Annotated in this window: 15 protein-coding genes; 8 read left to right on the top strand and 7 right to left on the bottom strand. The window is 42.8% G+C overall.

The genetic code is table 11. From position 1 onward, the window contains the following. Positions 1-34 precede the first annotated feature (34 nt). From OCV57_RS11425 to OCV57_RS11405, 5 genes are all read left to right on the top strand, one after another. A complete protein-coding gene (locus OCV57_RS11425) occupies positions 35-1,489 on the top strand; it encodes a nicotinate phosphoribosyltransferase (RefSeq protein ID WP_256321390.1) in 1,455 nt (484 codons plus the stop codon). 92 nt (positions 1,490-1,581) lie between these two features. Next, positions 1,582-1,836, top strand: a complete 255-nt coding sequence (locus tag OCV57_RS11420; protein ID WP_022288609.1) for a heavy-metal-associated domain-containing protein — start codon at positions 1,582-1,584, stop codon at positions 1,834-1,836. Positions 1,837-2,106: 270 nt separating this feature from the next. Continuing rightward, the gene (locus OCV57_RS11415; protein WP_022288608.1) at positions 2,107-2,481 is read left to right on the top strand and encodes a metal-dependent transcriptional regulator; all 375 of its coding nucleotides are present in this window, start codon (positions 2,107-2,109) and stop codon (positions 2,479-2,481) included. Then, a complete protein-coding gene (locus tag OCV57_RS11410) occupies positions 2,478-3,260 on the top strand; it encodes a ZIP family metal transporter (RefSeq protein WP_117904647.1) in 783 nt (260 codons plus the stop codon). Before OCV57_RS11415 ends, OCV57_RS11410 begins: the two co-directional genes overlap by 4 nt. A 420-nt stretch (positions 3,261-3,680) precedes the next feature. Then, positions 3,681-7,649, top strand: a complete 3,969-nt coding sequence (locus OCV57_RS11405; RefSeq protein WP_267301660.1) for a X2-like carbohydrate binding domain-containing protein — start codon at positions 3,681-3,683, stop codon at positions 7,647-7,649. Positions 7,650-7,728: 79 nt separating this feature from the next. Here OCV57_RS11405 and OCV57_RS11400 read toward each other — a convergent pair whose 3' ends face one another. Together OCV57_RS11400 and OCV57_RS11395 are read right to left on the bottom strand one after the other, a co-directional pair. Beyond that, positions 7,729-9,828 carry a heavy metal translocating P-type ATPase gene (locus OCV57_RS11400; protein ID WP_267301659.1) on the bottom strand — a complete coding sequence of 700 codons (2,100 nt, stop codon included), beginning with the start codon at positions 9,826-9,828 and terminating at the stop codon, positions 7,729-7,731. Then, the gene (locus tag OCV57_RS11395) at positions 9,828-10,076 is read right to left on the bottom strand and encodes a hypothetical protein (protein ID WP_038671197.1); all 249 of its coding nucleotides are present in this window, start codon (positions 10,074-10,076) and stop codon (positions 9,828-9,830) included. Before OCV57_RS11395 ends, OCV57_RS11400 begins: the two co-directional genes overlap by 1 nt. A 472-nt stretch (positions 10,077-10,548) precedes the next feature. Here OCV57_RS11395 and OCV57_RS11390 point away from each other — a divergent pair, with 472 nt between their 5' ends. The 3 genes from OCV57_RS11390 to OCV57_RS11380 all read left to right on the top strand — a co-directional run bounded on the left by OCV57_RS11390 (position 10,549) and on the right by OCV57_RS11380 (position 14,263). Further along, positions 10,549-12,468: a bifunctional diguanylate cyclase/phosphodiesterase gene (locus tag OCV57_RS11390; RefSeq protein ID WP_267301658.1), complete on the top strand. Its 1,920-nt coding sequence runs from the start codon at positions 10,549-10,551 to the stop codon at positions 12,466-12,468. A 130-nt stretch (positions 12,469-12,598) separates the two neighbouring features. Next, positions 12,599-12,745, top strand: coding sequence for a hypothetical protein (locus OCV57_RS11385; protein WP_158455080.1), 147 nt, complete (start codon positions 12,599-12,601; stop codon positions 12,743-12,745). A 198-nt stretch (positions 12,746-12,943) separates the two neighbouring features. Continuing rightward, the gene (locus OCV57_RS11380) at positions 12,944-14,263 is read left to right on the top strand and encodes an aspartate kinase (RefSeq protein WP_022288602.1); all 1,320 of its coding nucleotides are present in this window, start codon (positions 12,944-12,946) and stop codon (positions 14,261-14,263) included. Between the two features lie 257 nt (positions 14,264-14,520). Here the strand turns inward: OCV57_RS11380 and OCV57_RS11375 are convergent, their stop codons facing one another. The 5 genes from OCV57_RS11375 to OCV57_RS11355 form a co-directional block, all read right to left on the bottom strand. Then, positions 14,521-15,162, bottom strand: coding sequence for an ABC transporter ATP-binding protein (locus OCV57_RS11375; RefSeq protein ID WP_038671203.1), 642 nt, complete (start codon positions 15,160-15,162; stop codon positions 14,521-14,523). Positions 15,163-15,164: 2 nt separating this feature from the next. Continuing rightward, positions 15,165-16,031: a hypothetical protein gene (locus OCV57_RS11370; RefSeq protein ID WP_038671205.1), complete on the bottom strand. Its 867-nt coding sequence runs from the start codon at positions 16,029-16,031 to the stop codon at positions 15,165-15,167. Then, positions 16,024-16,863, bottom strand: a complete 840-nt coding sequence (locus OCV57_RS11365) for a hypothetical protein (protein ID WP_117864490.1) — start codon at positions 16,861-16,863, stop codon at positions 16,024-16,026. The genes OCV57_RS11370 and OCV57_RS11365 overlap by 8 nt, the downstream gene beginning before the upstream one ends. Positions 16,864-16,872: 9 nt before the next feature. Continuing rightward, positions 16,873-17,988: a hypothetical protein gene (locus tag OCV57_RS11360; RefSeq protein WP_267301657.1), complete on the bottom strand. Its 1,116-nt coding sequence runs from the start codon at positions 17,986-17,988 to the stop codon at positions 16,873-16,875. A 50-nt stretch (positions 17,989-18,038) separates the two neighbouring features. Next, positions 18,039-18,490, bottom strand: a 452-nt coding sequence (locus tag OCV57_RS11355) for a hypothetical protein (RefSeq protein ID WP_267301656.1), incomplete at its 5' end; no start/stop codon positions are given.

Genomic DNA, 18,490 nt, shown 5'->3' with positions numbered 1-18,490 from the left:
CCCTCTTGTTATAAGCTGAAAAGGAGAGAGCAAAATGGACAAATTCAATTACACTATGCTGTGCGATTTTTATGAGCTGACAATGGGAAACGGCTACTTTGTAAGCGGTATGCAGGAAAAGATATCCTATTTTGATCTGTTTTTCAGACAGATACCTGACGGTGGCGGATTTGCCATTGCCTGCGGTCTTGAGCAGGTCATAAACTATATCGAAAATCTGCATTTTGACGAAGAGGACATAGAGTTCCTGCGCTCAAAGGGCATTTTTGACGAGGGCTTCCTTGAATATCTTAAGGATTTCCGCTTCACAGGAGATATATTTGCTGTGCCGGAGGGTACGGTGGTGTTTCCTAACGAGCCTATCATAACGGTGAGAGCACCTGCGGTGCAGGCTCAGCTTGTGGAAACTTATCTTCTGCTTTGCATAAATCATCAGACACTTATTGCAACAAAAGCTAACCGTATTGTAAGGGCGGCTCAGGGCAGGGCGGTATCTGAGTTTGGTTCAAGACGTGCTCATGGTGCAGACGCTGCCATACTCGGTGCAAGAGCCGCAGGCATAGGCGGTTGCTCAGGCACAGCCTGCACTATCACGGACCAGCTTTTCGGATTCAATGCAACAGGCACAATGGCACATTCATGGGTGCAGATGTTTGACAGTGAGCTTGAAGCTTTCAAGACTTACTGTAAGTGCTATCCTAATGGCACTGTTCTGCTTGTGGACACTTATAATGTGCTGAAAAGCGGTGTGCCTAACGCAATAAAGGCTTTTGACGAGGTGCTGAAGCCTATGGGCTGCCGACCTGTGGGAATAAGGATAGACTCGGGAGATATAACTTATCTTTCCAAGAAAGCAAGAAAAATGCTTGATGAGGCAGGCTATCCTGATTGCAAAATATGTGCGTCAAACGCCCTTGACGAGTATCTTATAAGAGATATGATATATCAGGGCGCAAAGGTGGATATGTTCGGAGTGGGCGAAAGACTTATCACCGCAAAGAGCGAGCCTGTTTTCGGAGGAGTTTACAAGCTTGCGGCTGTGGAGGACGACGAGGGAAATATCCAGCCTAAGATAAAGATATCAGAGAACGTGGCGAAGATAACCACTCCACACTTCAAAAAGCTTTACAGAATTTATGATAAGAATAACCACAAGGCTGTGGCTGACCTGCTGTGTGTTCATGACGAGGTGATAGATGAAAGCAGACCCCTTACGCTTTTTGACCCACAGTTTACATGGAAGAAAAAGGTCGTCAAAAACTTTGAGGCAAAGCCTATTCAACAGCAGATATTCAAGGACGGCAAGTGTGTATACAAGAAGCCTGCATATGAGGATATCGTAAAGTATGCGGCGGCTGAGATAGACACTCTTTGGGACGAGATCACAAGATTTGAAAATCCGCACACTTATTATGTTGACCTTTCTCAGAAGCTTTGGGAAGTGAAGAATTTTCTTCTTGCGGAGAACAACAGACAAACGGCAGATTAAAATTTACATTATTGACTTGAAAAAAGCTATAGGCTGTGTTACAATAAGCATGGTTAGCAAATTCTAACCTATTAAGCATTGGAGGGTCAGAAATGGAAAAGATAACAGTAAAAATAGACGGAATGATGTGCGGAATGTGTGAATCGCATATGAATGACACTTTCAGGCAGAATTTCAAGGTGAAAAAGGTAAGCTCTTCCCATGCAAAGGGCGAAACTGTGGCTATAGTTGATGAGGATATCCCTGATGAAAAGCTTAAAGAAGCAGTTGAGAAAACAGGCTACACTTTTATTTCCGCTGAAAGAGAGCCTTATGAGAAAAAAGGATTTTTTGCAAGATTCAAGTAAATAGCTATGCACAAAGTCGTGGCAGATGAAAAGGTCTGTCACGGCTTTTTTTGTTTGCTTGACAAAACATATTTTCTGTGATATAATAAACATCGGTTAGTATACATTAACCGATGTTCTATACTTTTGATACTGCACGAGAAAGGTGCGGCTAAGTTTGCAAAAAGCTTTTTGTGAAAAGGCATTTTGTTTCGATAGGCTTAGCTTCGTGGCGTGCAGTAATTTTATAGATGCAAGTTAGCTATAGCTAACAAAGAAAGGGGCATACAAATGGGAAACATTCACACGTCTGGGGAGGACTATCTGGAGACGATACTCGTTTTATGGAACAAGCAAAACGGCGAGGTGAGGAGCATTGATGTTGCAAGGGAACTGAATGTTACAAAACCCAGCGTATCAAACGCTATGAAGATACTTCGTGAGGGAAAGTTCATCACAATGGACGAAAACGGTTTTATCACTCTAACTGACGCCGGCAGATATGTTGCGGAAAAGATCTACGAAAAGCACCTTGTATTGACAGAGTGGCTTGTAAGTCTTGGTGTTGACAGAAAAATATCTGAACATGACGCCTGCAAGATAGAACACGTTTTGTCTGACGAGAGCTTTGCGGCATTGAAGAAGCATATCAGTGAAGAACAATGAGCATGACTATTTTTAAAGGCATTCTGATACCGTTTTTGGGTACATCTCTTGGTGCGGCGTGTGTGCTTTTCATGAAGAAAAATCTGCATTATCTTGTCCAGCGAGCCTTGACAGGCTTTGCGGCAGGAGTAATGGTGGCTGCAGGCGTGTGGAGCTTGCTAATACCCTCTATGGAGCAATCAGCGAAAATGGGTAGACTGAGGTTTGTTCCTGCGGCGGTTGGATTTATGCTTGGAGTGTTTTTTCTGCTTTTTCTCGATAGAGTTATACCACATCTTCACATGAACGCCACCGAGCCTGAGGGTGCAAAAAGCAGTTTTCAGCGCACAACGATGCTTGTGCTTGCGGTGACGCTACACAATATCCCCGAAGGAATGGCTGTTGGTGTTGTATATGCAGGCTGGGCGGCTGACCATCATGCCATAAGCGCCGCTGGTGCGTTGGCATTATCCCTCGGTATCGCAATACAGAACTTTCCAGAGGGTGCGATAATATCCATGCCACTGCGTTCGGAGGGGATGGGAAAGGGAAAAGCCTTTGTTTACGGCGTTTTATCGGGAGTTGTCGAGCCTGTTGGGGCTGTGCTGACGATACTATTGGCACAGTTTATAATCCCTGTTTTGCCATATCTTCTAAGCTTTGCGGCAGGTGCTATGATTTATGTCGTGGTGGAGGAGCTTATACCTGAAATGTCGGAAAAGCCACACTCCAATATTGGAACGATAGTTTTTGCGCTGGGCTTTGTGCTTATGATGATACTTGATGTGGCACTTGGATAGGTGTTTTTTTATGTTTACATAGGGATCATCTTTATGCATGGTAAGTGTATTGAATATCTTTTTGTATAGCCGGGCATATCATTTTGAAATGATATGCCCGGCTTTGTTTTGTGTGTAAATTGCATTTGTTAATTTGTTTATCTTAAACGTTTGATGTTAATACGAAATGTAAACGTTTTTTAACTATTATTTTCTTTGGCAATGAAAGACAAAAATAATATAAAATGATGATTACTTATAGCATAATTCACTAAGTTTGTACTTCTTTATTTGTCAAAAACATTGATTTTTAAAAACTTGCTTGCTTAATCGTTTTAAGAGATTGACATTAAATTAAGTTTGTGATAAAGTAAAAATGCAATAATTTGATAAGCTAAATTAATCAAAAATTAGCTAAAGTAATGAAAAAGGAGTATGGTTATGACAGGAGTAATGAGAAGATTTTCTGCGGCTCTGGCGGCTGCTGCAATGGCTGTTAGCATTGTGCCTTTCGCAGATATCAGCGCATATGCGGAGTATGCGGCGACACACCCAGAGGGATTTGTTTATGCTGACGGCTCAAAGTTTATGTGCGACGGGAGCCCTTACTATTACGGCGGCACGAACTGCTATTATCTCACCTATAAGTCAAAGAGTGAGGTAAAGAATGTTTTCGATGACGCTTCAAAAATGGGGCTTAAAGTAATAAGAATTTGGGGAAATCTTGACGTTGGTAAGAAAACAGGCGAGATCGACCCGCAGTCTGGTCATGAGACCTTTGAGGGCAACAATGACGGAACGGGCGAAAAGGACGGAGTTTACTTCCAGTATTGGGACGATGAGGCTGGCAAGCCTGTTGTGAACGAGGGCGAGGACGGCCTGAGACATCTTGATTATATTATCAAGCAGGCTGAAGAACATGATATGAAGCTTGTTATCACTTTCACGAACTATTGGGAAGCGTTCGGCGGAATGGGTCAGTATGTAAAGTGGTATCAGATGTCACAGGGCAAGAGCGTTGGCAATAGCAAAGTGGACGAAAAGGACACCTGCGATTTTTACACTAATGAAACTATCAAGGGTTGGTATAAGGATTATATCAAGACTTTGTTAAATCACACCAACTACTACACAGGCGAGAAGCTTATGGATTCTGAAGCTGTTTTTTCTTGGGAGCTTTCAAACGAGCCGAGATGTACTGTTGACGAGTTCTGCAAGGACGATATTCTTTATAACTGGGCAAAGGAAATGTCAGCATATGTAAAGTCTATCGACCCTTATCACATGGTATCTGTTGGCGACGAGGGCTTTTATAACCTTGGCTATCAGGAAGCTGCAAGGCAAGATCTTCCGTCTTCCGCATATTCAGGCTACTACGGTGTTGACTTTGACAAGCTTATGACTATCGACACTGTAGATTTTGGCACACCACATATGTACGTTGATCAGTGGGGCTTTGACCTTGGCGATGATGACCTCGAGTGGATAAAGCGCCATGCCCAGACCACATCTTCCGCTGACAAGCCTATTATCTTTGAGGAATTCGGTCTTACAGACAAAACAAAGCGTGACGCCGCTTATTCCGATTGGCTGGATATTGTAACAGGGGACTACTATGAGGGTGTCGAATATCAGGGCTTCAACTACTGGATGATAGCTTCCTATCTTGATGACGGCACTCTTTATCAGGACTATGACGGCTACACCGTTTACGGTCCTGAGGGTATCGAAAAGACGGACAGCACAAGAACTCTTATGATGAACGCTGCTGCAAAAATGGAAAAGAAGAACATTGTAAACACCACTGACAAGTCTACATACAGTTTTGACAGAAGCAAGTCAGGTAACGTTGTGGTGAATGTTTCTATGAAAGAGGGCAGCATAAGCGGTGTTGAGGTCGGCGGAAAGAAACTCTCGTCAGACGATTACACCATAAGGGGCAACGCTGTTACTATCAAGGCTTCTTATCTTAAAAGGCAGGAGCTTGCAAAGTATTCGTGCAGGATACTCACAACAGGCGGCAATCAGCCTAAGTTCAATCTGACGGTGAGCGACAGCTCTATCCCTAAGCCTATTATCTCACCTGAGATAATCTCTGTTGACGTAAACCCTAAGAAGTGCAGTGATGTTGATATCACCATGGATCGCAAGACAAGCGAGTTCAGAGGCATTGTTGCTGATGGAAAAGCACTCGCAGAGGGTACAGATTACACAACTTCGGGCGACACTGTGACCATTAAAAGTGCATATCTCAAGACGCTTTCAGCAGGCATTGTGACGCTTAAGTTCGATTTCTATGAGGGCGAGGATAGGGAGCTTACAATAAATGTTTTCGACACCACAGGCTTTGATGAGCTTGACACATTTGAGAGCTATTCAAATGATAAGGCACTTTGGTCGTCTTATTCAAGAAACACAAGCGGCAATGAAGTTTCACTTTCTCTTGCTGCAAAGAACGGTTCAAAGGCACTTGCTTTCGGATATGATATCGGCTCGCCAAACGGCTACTGCGGAGTAAACCACCCTATTGCAATAAGAAATGCTTCATCATTTGCAGGCGTTGAGCTTTGGGTAGAGGGGGACGGCACAGGCAACAGCCTTACTGTTCAGCTTAGAGACGCAAACGACAATTATTTTGAAGCGCAGATAGCACTTGATTTCGCAGGCGGAAAAACTGTCAAGATACCATTCGCTGCCTTTAAAGCGCCAAGCTGGCAGTCGGGCGGAAATCTTGATACATCAAAGCTTAACCAGTTCTCGTTCTATATGGGCGGAGATTCTGCTCAAAAGACAGGTACAGTTTACATAGACGATGTTGTTTTCTACGAGGACGGACAGATCGAGAAGCCACACCTTTCCACAAAGTCAGGCATATTTGACGCTGATGCTCCAAGCGGTGTGAGAACAGACCTTGTGCTTTATGGAAAGAGCGTTGAGTCTATCATAGTAAACGGCAAGAAGCTTACAGGCGGCTTAGATTATTCTACAAGCGGAAGTCAGATAATGCTCAACGAAAGCTGGCTCAAGACGCTTGCAAATGGTAATTACACACTTACATACACATTCTCAGACGGAAACACAGATACATTTGCACTCACTGTCAAGAATGTTAAGTCATCACACACTCACAGCTACACCGCAAAGGTAACAAAGGAAGCTACTTGCACAACAGAGGGCGAGAGAATTTACACTTGTACTTGCGGAGACAGGTACACTGAAACTATCCCTGCAAAGGGTCACAGCTGGGTAAAGGGCGAGACAGTTGCTCCTACAGAGAATGAAAAGGGCTACACTATCTACACCTGCGCTTCCTGCGGTGAGACAAAGAAGGACGATTACACCGACCCTATCGGTCACAGGCACAGCTATACCCTCACATCAACAAAGGCTGCAACTTGCGAAGCTGACGGCGAAAAGGTATACACTTGCTCATGCGGTGAAAAGTACACTGAAACTATCCCTGCGACAGGTCACAGCGAAAGCGCATGGATAATCGACAAGGCGGCTACTGCGACAGAAAATGGCTCAAAGCACACTGAGTGTACAACTTGCGGCAAGGTGATAAAGACAGAGGTTATCCCTGCCACAGGCGAGGTAAGTGACAGAAAGGAAACTGTTATCTTCACAGGCTCGGCAAAGACATCAGGCTGGGGTCAGGCTATCACACTTTCCACAACTAAGGAAGGCGGCAGCTTTGACAGCTCAGTTATCGAAAAGGACGGATATTTTGAAGTTCAGTTCAAGGGTGTCACAGACAAGGCGGAGGTCATTCTCCAGAGTTGGTCAGGCGGTGCAGACTGGGCGAGAGTTTCACCAACTGAGGTAACAGAAAAGGACGGCATTGTATACGCAAAGTACAGCTACGACGATGTTGCGGCGGCGTTCGGAACAACCGATTTCTCTAAAGTAGACCGCTTCCATGTTGGTGCGGCTAACGGAGATATCGAAGTTCTTAGTGTTAAGTATATTGTCGGAAAGTCAACAAAGCCGGTTGATCCGGTAGATCCTGTTGACCCTGATAAGCCGGAGCAGGATCCATATGTATCTATTTTCTGGGGTGCAAAATCATGTGGCTCATGGGGTCAGGCAGTTTCAGTTATGACTTCAAAAAATTATGGCAGTTTTGATGTTTCGTATCTTTCTGCAAATGGCTATTTCTATGTTGAGTATTCAGGTGCAGAGAACGAGTTTGAGCTTATTCTCCAGAGCTGGTCAGGAGGAGCAAACTGGGCAAGAGTTCAGCCTAGCGAAACAGGCAGAGCGAATGATCATTACTATGCTAAGTTCACATATGCAGACTGTGTAAAGGAGCTTGGTACAGGTTTTGATAAGCTGGATCAGCTTCATGCTGCGGCAAAAAACGGCGATATCACAGTTTATTCTATTTGCTACTGTACACCTGCTAGGTAATTTAAGAAAAAAGCGTTACATTTATTAAGATGCAAAAAAGAGCGAATGACGTTACGATCATTCGCTCTTTATATTTTGTTTACTTGTTTTTCTTTTTGCGCTTTTTATCCTCTAAAGGAGTCATGCTCTTTGCACAGATCGCCATTGTTGAAGCGTTGTGCAGAAGCGCTGAGGCTGACGGCTGTAAAAGCCCGAAAGCTCCTGACAGCAGAAGCACTGAATTGAACAGCAGTATAAATCTGTAGTTACTGTTTATTCGGTGCATTAGCTTCTCGCTAAGCTGTCTTATAGACGCAAGCTGTGTAAGGTCTGCACCACGAACTGTGATATCGGCAGTTTCCTTTGCGATATCGGAAGCATCGCTCATTGCAACAGAAACGTTCGCCGCCGCAAGGGCTGGAGCGTCGTTTATTCCGTCGCCTACCATTATTACTCTGTGTCCATGCTCTTTGAGCTGTTGAACATATCTGTGCTTGTCCTCAGGAAGAACCTGCGCCCTGAAATCTGATATGCCAAGCTTCTGTGCAGTTATCTCGGCAGCCTTTGCGCTGTCGCCTGTGAGCATCACGATATTTGTGATGCCTGCTTCTTTGAGCTGTTTAACAGCTTCCTCAGCTTCAGGTCTTGGCGGGTCGCTTATGCAGAGCGCACCTGTGAGCTTGTCGCCTACAGCAAGATAAACCACTGAGCAAGCTCCCGACTTTTCGTCGATCTCAGCCTGCTGTTCGTCTGTTATCTCTATGCCCTCGTCCTCGCAGACAAAATGCCTGCTTCCTATGATAGCACGTTTGCCGTGAAGCGTTGTTGAAATTCCGTGGGCAACTATATACTGCACCTCGGCGTGTTCCTCGGCATGGTCGATATCTCTATCGGCCGCACCCTTTACTATAGCTCTCGCTACGCTGTGAGGGAAGTGCTCTTCAAGGCAAGCCGCAATTTTCAACGTTTCCGCCTCGGAGTAATCCCCAAGGGCTATTACCTTTTCAAGCACAGGCTCAGCGTTTGTAAGAGTGCCGGTCTTGTCAAAAACGATAGAATCGGCAAGTGCGTATTCTTCAAGATATTTTCCGCCCTTTACCGTAACGTCATCATCAGCGGCTTCTTTAATAGCGGATATAACGGCTATAGGCGTTGAAAGCTTGATAGCGCAGGAATAGTCCACCATAAGAACGGAAACTGCTTTTGTGACATTTCTAGTAAACAGCAGTGTAAGACCAAAGGCAAGAAAGCTGTACGGCACGATAGAGTCCGCAAGACGCTCCGCTTTGCTCTGCACCCCTGCTTTAAGGTTTTCTGAGTTGTCGATAAGCTCGATTATCTTGCTTATCTTTGTGTCGGAAGAAAGCTTGCGAACTTTTATCACAACTGAGCCTTCCTCGACAACGGTTCCGGCAAATACGCTTGCTCCTGCGCTCTTCATGACCGCAAGAGGCTCGCCTGTCATGGAAGCTTCATTTATGTAAGCTTCGCCCTCGGTTATCTGACCGTCAACAGGAATAACGCTTCCTGTGCGAACTCTTATGCAATCGTCCACCTGAAGCTGTGACATTGGTATAAGAGTATCTGCGTCCTTGCCTGCCAGCCATACCTGATCTGCCTTTATCGCCAAGCTGTCAGTAAGAGCGGCTCTTGTTCTTGCTCTTGTGTAATCCTCCAGCAAGCCTGATACAGAAAGCAGGAACATGACAGTGCCAGCCGTATTGTAATTTTTCTGGATAAGACAAGCGCTTATTGACGCTCCGTCAAGCACCTCAACTGTAAGCTTGCCGTCAAACAGTGCGCTTACGCCCTTTGCTATGTATTTAAGTCCGCTGTACACGATAAGTGCTGCGCCTATAGGTGCAGGCAGAATAGCTTTTCTTATATATCTTTGCATCACAAGCTTTGCAAGGTCAGATTTGAATGTTCTGTCTATCTCCTCGGTGTCATACTGATTGTCGCTGACAGGTGCTAGGTCGCTTCCTCTGAGCTTTCTTACAAGTTCGACAGCTTCGGCTCTGTGACCCTCTTTATAGCGTATAAGTATTCCGCCGTTCTCATAGTGAGCCTCGCAGGCGACCGCCCACGGGTTTGACATAACAAGCTTATGTATCGACCGTTCAAGTTCTTTTGTGAAAGCGTCGCTACCACAGCGGAAACGTATGCGGCAGGGCTTGTCATAAACGATCTGAGCTTTCATTATTCAGTTACTTCTTCCTCGTCATTTATCCCTGCCTCGACCTTAGCGTCATAGCAGATGTCAGATGCTTCGTCCTTCATGCTTCTAAGTGCTGACTGAGCGTCGCTCTTGAGCTTCATTCCCTTTGCAAGACCTGTAACGGCAAGCTCTCTTGTTTTCTTAGCCTTTACGACTTTCTTGCCAAGAATGACTGCGGCTGCTCCGCCTACTGCACACCAGAATTTCTCGTCTTTAAAACATTTTAACATAATTATTACCTCCTGTTTTGTTTTTAGATATTAGTAAGAACTAATTATTTCGGCATATACAGAAACTCTGCCAAAATACGAGCATATAACAAGTCCTCTGACAGGATCTTTACCGTGATTTCAGTATAACTCTATATTGTTTATTAGTCAAGTCAAACCGACAAATTTAAAAATTATTTAAAACTATATATAATCTTTTGCCGTAAGTTAAATTATCATCGTTTTTCTAACTTTTCATTTTTGGGTGAAGCTTTAGGATAATGTTAAAATGTTTATGATATCTTATCAGTAAACCGCAAGAATGAACATTTCAACGAATAGATAATAATTGACAAAAACCATAAATTCGGGCTTTTATTTATATGTAAGTTATGCACACAACCAAAAATATTATAACTTTTTGTTAAATCGGTTGAAGCCATAACAGAGTTATGTTAAAATATTACCATAACAATACGGGGAGGTCTGCGTTGTGGGTTATATTATCCATTATGATATATGTGCCCTTGTGATATATGCTATCACAGGAGTTGTATTCTATTTCAAAAAGCGTATTCCGTGCAACAAGAATAAGGCCTTTGGCATTCTCGTGGGCGACTCGGCTTTGTCAACTGTGTTGGATATTTTAAGTGTGTTTTCTACCGGCGAATGGGGCATAGGGCTTAAAATCTTCTTCCATACGGCTTATTATTTTACACATAATCTTATTCCGTTTCTATTTGTGATATATATACTTTTCCTGACGGACGGCTATAAAGAGATGTCTGCTCTTTTCAAAAGCTTTTTATATACACCGATGATCGTTGATCTTTTGCTTGTGATTACGACGCCTGCAACACATTTTATCATCTATGTGGATAGTCAAGGTGGTTATCATCGTGGCACTCTTCAGCCATTTACATACATTGTGGCGATTTATTATCTTATATTTGGCATCGTTTACGCAATGGGTAATAGAAGTATGCTATCAAGACAGGTGGTCACTTCTATAACAGCCTTTATCTCAATGACGGTAGTGGCGGTAATTGTTCAGATGATCAATAAACTCCTTCTTGTGGAGTGCTTTGCGGCGTCTGTATGTATGCTTCTAATAATGTTCACTTTGCAAAGTCAGGACGATATGATAGACCAAGGAACGAAAATGCTCAACTGGAGCAGCTTTGTCAATAGGTGTTCCATAAAATATGCCTCAGCTTCTGATTTTACATTATTGCTCATAAGGATACCGGATTTCAAAATGTTTATGAAAACCTTTGGCGGACGTTTTTCCAACTCTCTGTTAAGAAGCTTTTCCGACTATCTTTATAACTTTGTTAATCTTGGCGATGGATTTTATTTGGAGGACGAATGCTTTGCTCTTATGTTTCCGAAGGATTCTGAAAAGGTGGGAGAAACGTATCGTGCAATAAGGAAAAAGCTGTCTGAAAACTGGAATATAGGTACTGTTGATACTTTGATAACAGCCTGCTTTATGCGTATCGACTGCCCTGATGACGTTGACAATGCAGATATGCTGGTGGACTTTATCGAGCAGTTCAAGCATCGTGAACCTGAAACTGAAAGACTTCTTCATGCAACTGACATAAACTTTTATGACAGCAAACGTCGAAGCGAGGTAGAAAATGCTATAGACAAGGCTCTGGATAATCGTGGCTTTGAGGTATACTATCAGCCGATATATTCAAGTTCAAGAAACAAGATAGTTTCCTGTGAAGCCCTTGTTAGGCTTAAGGATGAAAAGCTTGGATTTATCCCTCCGCAGGAATTTATTCCTATAGCTGAGGAAAACGGCAAGATACTCAAAATAGGCAAATATGTTTTCGAGGAAGCCTGCCGCTTTATAAAGAAAGGCGTGGGAACTTCACTTGGTATCGAATATGTGCAGGTAAACCTGTCGGTAGTCCAGTGTATGCAATCTGACCTTGTAGAGCAGCTTCTCAGCATTATGGACAGATACAAGGTAGACCCATCGTCTATTTGTCTTGAAGTAACAGAAACTGCGGCGGTGTATACTCCGCACATTATGGAGAAAAACATCAAGACCCTTTCCGACTATGGTGTGAAGTTTGCACTTGACGATTATGGTACGGGATATTCAAATATGACATATCTTCTCAGCCTGCCTTTCAGGTTTATCAAGCTTGAAAAGGAAATAGTCTGGGAATGTTTCAAGAGCGAAAAGGCGCATATCGCCATTGAAAGTACAGTGGCGATGATAAAGAAGCTCAATATGCAGATAGTCGCCGAGGGTATCGAGGACAAGCACCAACTCGACACGCTTCTTGGCATGGGCTGTGATTTCATTCAGGGATACTACTTCTCAAAGCCTGTTCCTGAAAAAGATTTTATTGAGGTGCTTAAAAATAATAACACTCAGGCTGTGACGGTTTAAGCAGTCTGATGAAAAAAGCCCTGGCTTCGGTCGGGGCTTTTTTCACATGGTTTTCACTTTGCATTAAGGTCTGTTTAAGTAAGGAACGCTATAATATAGTCATAACAAAACCGAGACGGGAGGCGTTCTTGTGAACGTAAGTAATATGGCTATTCTTATTATTGCGGCTGTGCTCCTTTCTTTGCCGCTTGTTTTATCCGCTGCATTTTGTGTTGAAGAACGCTGGGGCTTTCTTTCACGAAAACATGATAAGTGGATAGACGAACATTACAGATAATAGGCAGACAGATAAGTATGAGTTGTCCGTCATACAAATACAAGCGTATTTCACAAACATACATCGAAAAAACTATAAAAATTAGTCCATTTATACATTGACTTAATCACGCAAATTCGGTATACTATTTATTGTAACGTCAGCGTGGGAAAAGTACGCAGACAGGAATAATTCTATAGTTTATAAGGGGTTTGTGAAATGACAAAGGTTGTAAAATTCGGTGGAAGCTCTCTTGCAAGTGCTGAGCAGTTCAAAAAGGTAAAGGAGATAATCACAGCGGAAAGCTCAAGAAGATTTGTTGTGCCGTCTGCTCCTGGAAAAAGGTTTTCAAACGATACAAAGGTAACTGATATGCTTTATGGCTGCTATGATCTTGCTGCAAAGGGCAAGGATTTCAGCAGCGAGTTCGACGCTATCAAGGAAAGATATTACGGCATAATCAATGATCTGGGTCTTGACCTTTCTCTTGAAAAGGAGTTTGAAACTATCAAGGCTTGCTTTATCGGCAAGGCAGGACGTGACTATGCGGCTTCCCGTGGCGAGTATCTTAACGGTATCGTTCTTGCTAAATATCTTGGATATAACTTTGTTGACGCTGCTGATGTTATCTATTTTAACGATCAGGGTCAGTTCGATTCTGCAAGAACAAACGAGGTGCTTCCTCAAAGACTTGCTACACTTGACAATGCGGTAATACCTGGTTTCTACGGCTCAATGCCAAACGATACTATCAAGACATTTTCAAGAGGCGGTTCTGACGTAACAGGTTCTATCGTTGCCGCAGCAGTAAACGCTGATCTTTATGAGAACTGGACAGACGTATCAGGCTTTCTGGTATGCGACCCTAGAATTATCGACAACCCACAGCCTATCACTACCATAACATATAAGGAACTGAGAGAGCTTTCTTACATGGGTGCAGGCGTACTTCATGAGGACGCTATTTTCCCTGTAAGAAAAGCAGGTATCCCAATAAACATCAAGAACACAAACAAGCCTGAGGATATGGGTACAATGATCGTTGAGTCCACATCTCAGAAGCCTGCATTCACGATCACAGGTATAGCAGGAAAGAAGGGCTTTACTGTAGTTAATATCGAAAAGGATATGATGAACGCAGAGCTTGGTTTCGGCAGAAGAGTTCTTGAAGTTTTCGAGAAGAATGGTATCTGCTTTGAGCATATGCCATCAGGTATCGACACAATGTCTGTCGTTGTTCATCAGGCAGAGTTTGCTCCAAAGGAGCAGGAGATAATGTCAGGTCTGCACAGAAACTGTCACCCTGATACAATCGATATTGAAACAGACCTTGCGCTTATTGCAGTTGTGGGACGTGCAATGAAGTCAAACAGAGGTACAGCAGGCAGAATATTCTCAGCTCTTGCACACGCTCATGTAAACGTAAAGATGATAGATCAGGGCTCTAGCGAGCTTAATATCATCATCGGTGTAAACGAGGCTGATTTTGAATCTGCAATGAAGGCTATCTATACAATTTTTGTTGATACACAGCTTTAATACAATATGAAAAATATGGCGGACGGCTTAGGTCGGTACTAATATAGAAGCTTTTCAACAACTATTATGAAAGACCTATACAGCAGGCTATAACTAAGAAATAAGAAAGACAGATACTTCATTTGACTGAGGTATCTGTCTTTTTGCGTTATATATCAAAACTTATTTGAAAATGCTATCCGGTTTATTTTCCAATGTCCCATTCTTAGCCAACGGCAAAGCCTCGCACTGACGCAGATGATGTTTTTTTGATCAGCTTACCCCTTGATCTCACTTATCACACCCTTATCCATTTCATGCACAGTGTCGCACAGCACAGAAATATCCTCCGCTGAGTGAGAGCAAATAAGGATAGTCTTGCCCTGCTCTTTGTATGAAAGCAGGTACTCACGCATTTCTTTTACGCCGTCCTTGTCAAGACCATTGAAAGGCTCGTCAAGAATGAGTATCTTCGGATTTTCCATAATGGCTTGTGCAAGTCCCAAACGCTGCCGCATACCAAGGCTGTATTTACGAACGTGACGCTTTAGGTCAGGATCAAGTCCCACCTGTTTCATACTGCTTTTTATCTCCTCTTTGCCGATCTTGTTGTTGAGCCCTGCAAGCAGCTTGAGATTTTTGTAGCCTGAATAGTATGGGATAAACCCCGGTGTTTCAATGATAATTCCCATATCTTTCGGAAAATCAACGTCCTTTCCGACCTTCTTGCCGTCAACGATAATCTCACCGCTCGTGGGCTTGATAAAACCACATATGCACTTCATAAGCATTGTCTTTCCGCTGCCGTTTCTGCCGATAAGTCCGTGTATCTTGCCCTCCTCAAAGGACACATTTATATGCTTTAGTATCTCCGTTTTGCCAAGAGTAAGACACACGTTGCTAACTCCTATGATATCCATTATCATTCCTCCCCAGCCGTCAGAAAATTAGTTTTCCGTAGCAAAACTAATGACAGCAAGATCAAAGATACTATGATTGAAAAGAAATATATGTAGGAATAAGATATTTCATATATCTGCTGCCTGAAGAACTTTGTAAAATGCGTTTTCACTATGGCATTACAACACGGAAAAGCCCAGCGTATCGGCGTTTCAAGGTATATTGCCGCACCGCCTGCCAGAAGTAAAAAGACATTTATGCCTACACCCAGAAGCTTTTGCCTAAGCTCTGCAAAAACGAGCATAATAAGACCGCACACCAACAACAGCAGAAATATCAGCACCGCAGAATTGCCTGCCGACCGCAGCGGTACATATTGGTAGTAAAGATTTTCAGGAATAAGATTTGCAGCAACGCTATCGGCGTTCTCGGGAAAGAGCCTGCTGTAATCTGTGACTGTTGCCGACCATTGTTCGCTCCATTGCAAATAACCTGCCGCCGCAAGAAACGTGCTGAGTATAACTCCAAGCATAAATGTAAGTGAAGACATAACAAGAAAAAGCATTTGCCCAAGCAGCCAATTAACACGCCATGTGCGCTGCACGCAAAACAGCATATTTCCATCGTTTTTAGGAAAATCTCCTATAAGCGTAATAAAAACTATGGGCATTATCATCAGCAGTACGTCTGAATTGGTTATTGCAATAAACGGCTCAAACAGACCAAGTTTAACGCCTGTTTGTTTTGATATCTCAACTAACGGCTTTACGGCAAATTGATCTATGAATATCAATGCACATAGAAATATCAACATTCTTGAACTGCATATCCATTTGATATATTCACTTTGTGCCGTCCCCCATACCGCCCTTATTCTTGTTTTACTCACAACAGTCATACCTCCTTTGCAAGAAGCTGACGCCAATTATCGCCGCAAGTATCATCAATACGGCTGCGGCTAAGATCACATACACAGTCATGCCGTTTTCTATGGCTCGGAATATCCCGTTGAATGAAAATAAGCTGACGATCTTTCCGACATTGGCGGAAAACCCTTTTGAAAGTCTGTTTATAAGAGTGTTGTAAAAATAAAAGAACATAAACGGTATGCAAGTCATCATATATTTGTTTCTGCTGAAAACAGAGATGATATATGCAGGCAATGCACTTAACGCTCCTATTATAAAAGCACCTGCCATTCGGCTCAAATAAAAGCAGCCTATACTCATTGAATGAAGCACTGCCGCAGCTGAATGACTGTTCGTATCCATAACAGACGGAAACATAATTACTGTAAATATCACAAAAAGCCCGTATCCCAGACAAAGTACCGCCGCTGAAGTAAGCACCGCCGACACAAGTCTTGATGCAGCAAAAGCAATTTTTCCGCTGCGTTGCATTTCAAACCGCTTTAACGAGCTGTTCTCTGCTGAAACACTTTTAACAAACGGCAGAACGCATACAACAGGCGAAAACATTATCAGCCAGCTGCTCATAGCTGCACGAATAATATTTTCACGAACGACAGAATTTCCTTCAACAGCCTCTGTGGGGTCACGCAAAAGCAGTATGGTCAATACTGAATAGCCTTTTCCGCCGTCTGCATCGGTGTAAACATTTGTTATACAGCACAAGCCAAATATCATAATGGCACATATTACAGGCACAGGGCTGATGAGCATTTTATAAAGCTGTGTTTTCAGACACTTATTGAAATTCATGTTCTATCCTCAGTTTTCCGAAACATCTGCATTGTTGAACAGTACCAAAGCTTCTCCATTCAGAGCATTGACAAATACCATTCGTTCATTGTCTGTGGTGGTGTCGAGCCATATAAACCAGCCAAGCTCTGTTTTATATTTTGTATCACCTTGAAAATAGAACTGTCCGTCGCTATCCTTGTTCCATGGTTCACCGTTTGCTTTAACAACATTCTGCATATATCCGAGGTCTATTTTATTGACTGTATATTTATGATTTGCCGCAAGTGTATTTTCACATATATCTAAAGCACTTTCTAAGGTAACGCATTTATCGACACTTTCCGCAGAGCCGTCAAGCTCGCAAAAGCCATGATCTCCCAAGAACTCTCCTACGGTGTTTGGAGCGGTCATATACAGCTTTGCTCCAAAATACGGATATTCATCAAAATCCCCGTCGCTATAAAAGAAATCGTTCAGGGCGATTCCATCGACGGTTCTTTGAATATGAAAAAGCAGAGCATTTTCCTGATCGTATTTCAATACATCAACGTAAGCTATTTTCATATTTCCAAATCCGCTGTCGGTCAAAGCCTGCAAAAAGCCGTCTACATACTCAACGCCCTGACTGAGTTTATACGTCTGTCCGCCAAGAACATACTCTTCGTCTTCATAGGGTCTGTCTACAAAAACTGTTTTTATCGTTTCACAGTCATAGGCAGATTCTTTAGAAAGAAATCCGATGCCTCCATTTGATGCAACATTTAAATAGTACGTTGTGTCATCATAAACGTTGCCGGCAGGAAAAGAACTGTCAAAGCCCTGATAATACTCTTTCTTATAGTCCTTGTCGGAAATAAACAGCGGCCTTATTTTACCGAAACACTGCTCACGATCGTTCACCTGCTTTAGGTCAGCGAGTTCAGCCTTTTCCGGCAGATCATTTGCCAAGGTTTGAAGTGTTTCAGTCGGTACAGAAATATTTTCATACTCTGTATCAGTTGACAAAATATCTTTTTTTACATCAGAAAAGCTCTCAAGCTTTATGCTGATATCTTTTGTATCACTGGTTTTACCGCCTGCTGCACAGGCTGTAAACGTACATATCATCACAAGAAGTACAAATATCTTAAATATTTCTTTCATCGTTGCTCCTTTTATAAAAATGGCTGCCGACAAGCAGCAGCCATAGCACATTATTTAGGCGTTCTTGTGTATCCTGAAGCTTTTATATCATCCTCATCATAATTATTGAGTGTGATTTTATTCTTCACTTCTGCTGTTGGTTTATATGACGATGTCATCGTTATAAAATACTCATAATTGTCTCTTTTATCTATCGTTACTTTATTGCTGCCATTTGGTGAACTAAACGTAACATTAGAATAGAGCACCTCATCTTGCCCAGTCCAACTTGTTATAATAACATTCTTTGTTGTACCGTTGTTGATCTTAACTTTATTGCCAGCTTTAAGAGTCTTGGTTATAGATTTAGTGCTTTGTGTGTATTTTGCACTTATTGTCCACGTCGCACTTGAATATGTATTTCCGGAATTATATGCACTAGCCCCAATAGCCATAGAACTCATCATCATAACAGCAGCACCCATAGCTGCGATTCTTTTTACGATCTTTTTCATATTAAACG

Origin of the sequence: Hominimerdicola aceti, from assembly GCF_025567495.1 — a bacterium.
GTDB lineage: Bacteria > Bacillota > Clostridia > Oscillospirales > Ruminococcaceae > Hominimerdicola > Hominimerdicola aceti.
The sequence above is the reverse complement of the archived record's forward strand: the minus strand, read 5'-3'. Positions and strand labels throughout refer to the sequence as shown.

Coding starts and splice junctions, on each gene's coding strand:
- OCV57_RS11395 (WP_038671197.1), bottom strand. CDS start 10,076: ATGTTAAAATGTTTTAAAGACGAGAAATTCTGGTGTGCAGTAGGCGGA.
- OCV57_RS11415 (WP_022288608.1), top strand. CDS start 2,107: ATGGGAAACATTCACACGTCTGGGGAGGACTATCTGGAGACGATACTC.
- OCV57_RS11425 (WP_256321390.1), top strand. CDS start 35: ATGGACAAATTCAATTACACTATGCTGTGCGATTTTTATGAGCTGACA.
- OCV57_RS11400 (WP_267301659.1), bottom strand. CDS start 9,828: ATGAAAGCTCAGATCGTTTATGACAAGCCCTGCCGCATACGTTTCCGC.
- OCV57_RS11375 (WP_038671203.1), bottom strand. CDS start 15,162: ATGGATATCATAGGAGTTAGCAACGTGTGTCTTACTCTTGGCAAAACG.
- OCV57_RS11420 (WP_022288609.1), top strand. CDS start 1,582: ATGGAAAAGATAACAGTAAAAATAGACGGAATGATGTGCGGAATGTGT.
- OCV57_RS11405 (WP_267301660.1), top strand. CDS start 3,681: ATGACAGGAGTAATGAGAAGATTTTCTGCGGCTCTGGCGGCTGCTGCA.
- OCV57_RS11410 (WP_117904647.1), top strand. CDS start 2,478: ATGAGCATGACTATTTTTAAAGGCATTCTGATACCGTTTTTGGGTACA.
- OCV57_RS11380 (WP_022288602.1), top strand. CDS start 12,944: ATGACAAAGGTTGTAAAATTCGGTGGAAGCTCTCTTGCAAGTGCTGAG.
- OCV57_RS11360 (WP_267301657.1), bottom strand. CDS start 17,988: ATGAAAGAAATATTTAAGATATTTGTACTTCTTGTGATGATATGTACG.
- OCV57_RS11365 (WP_117864490.1), bottom strand. CDS start 16,863: ATGAATTTCAATAAGTGTCTGAAAACACAGCTTTATAAAATGCTCATC.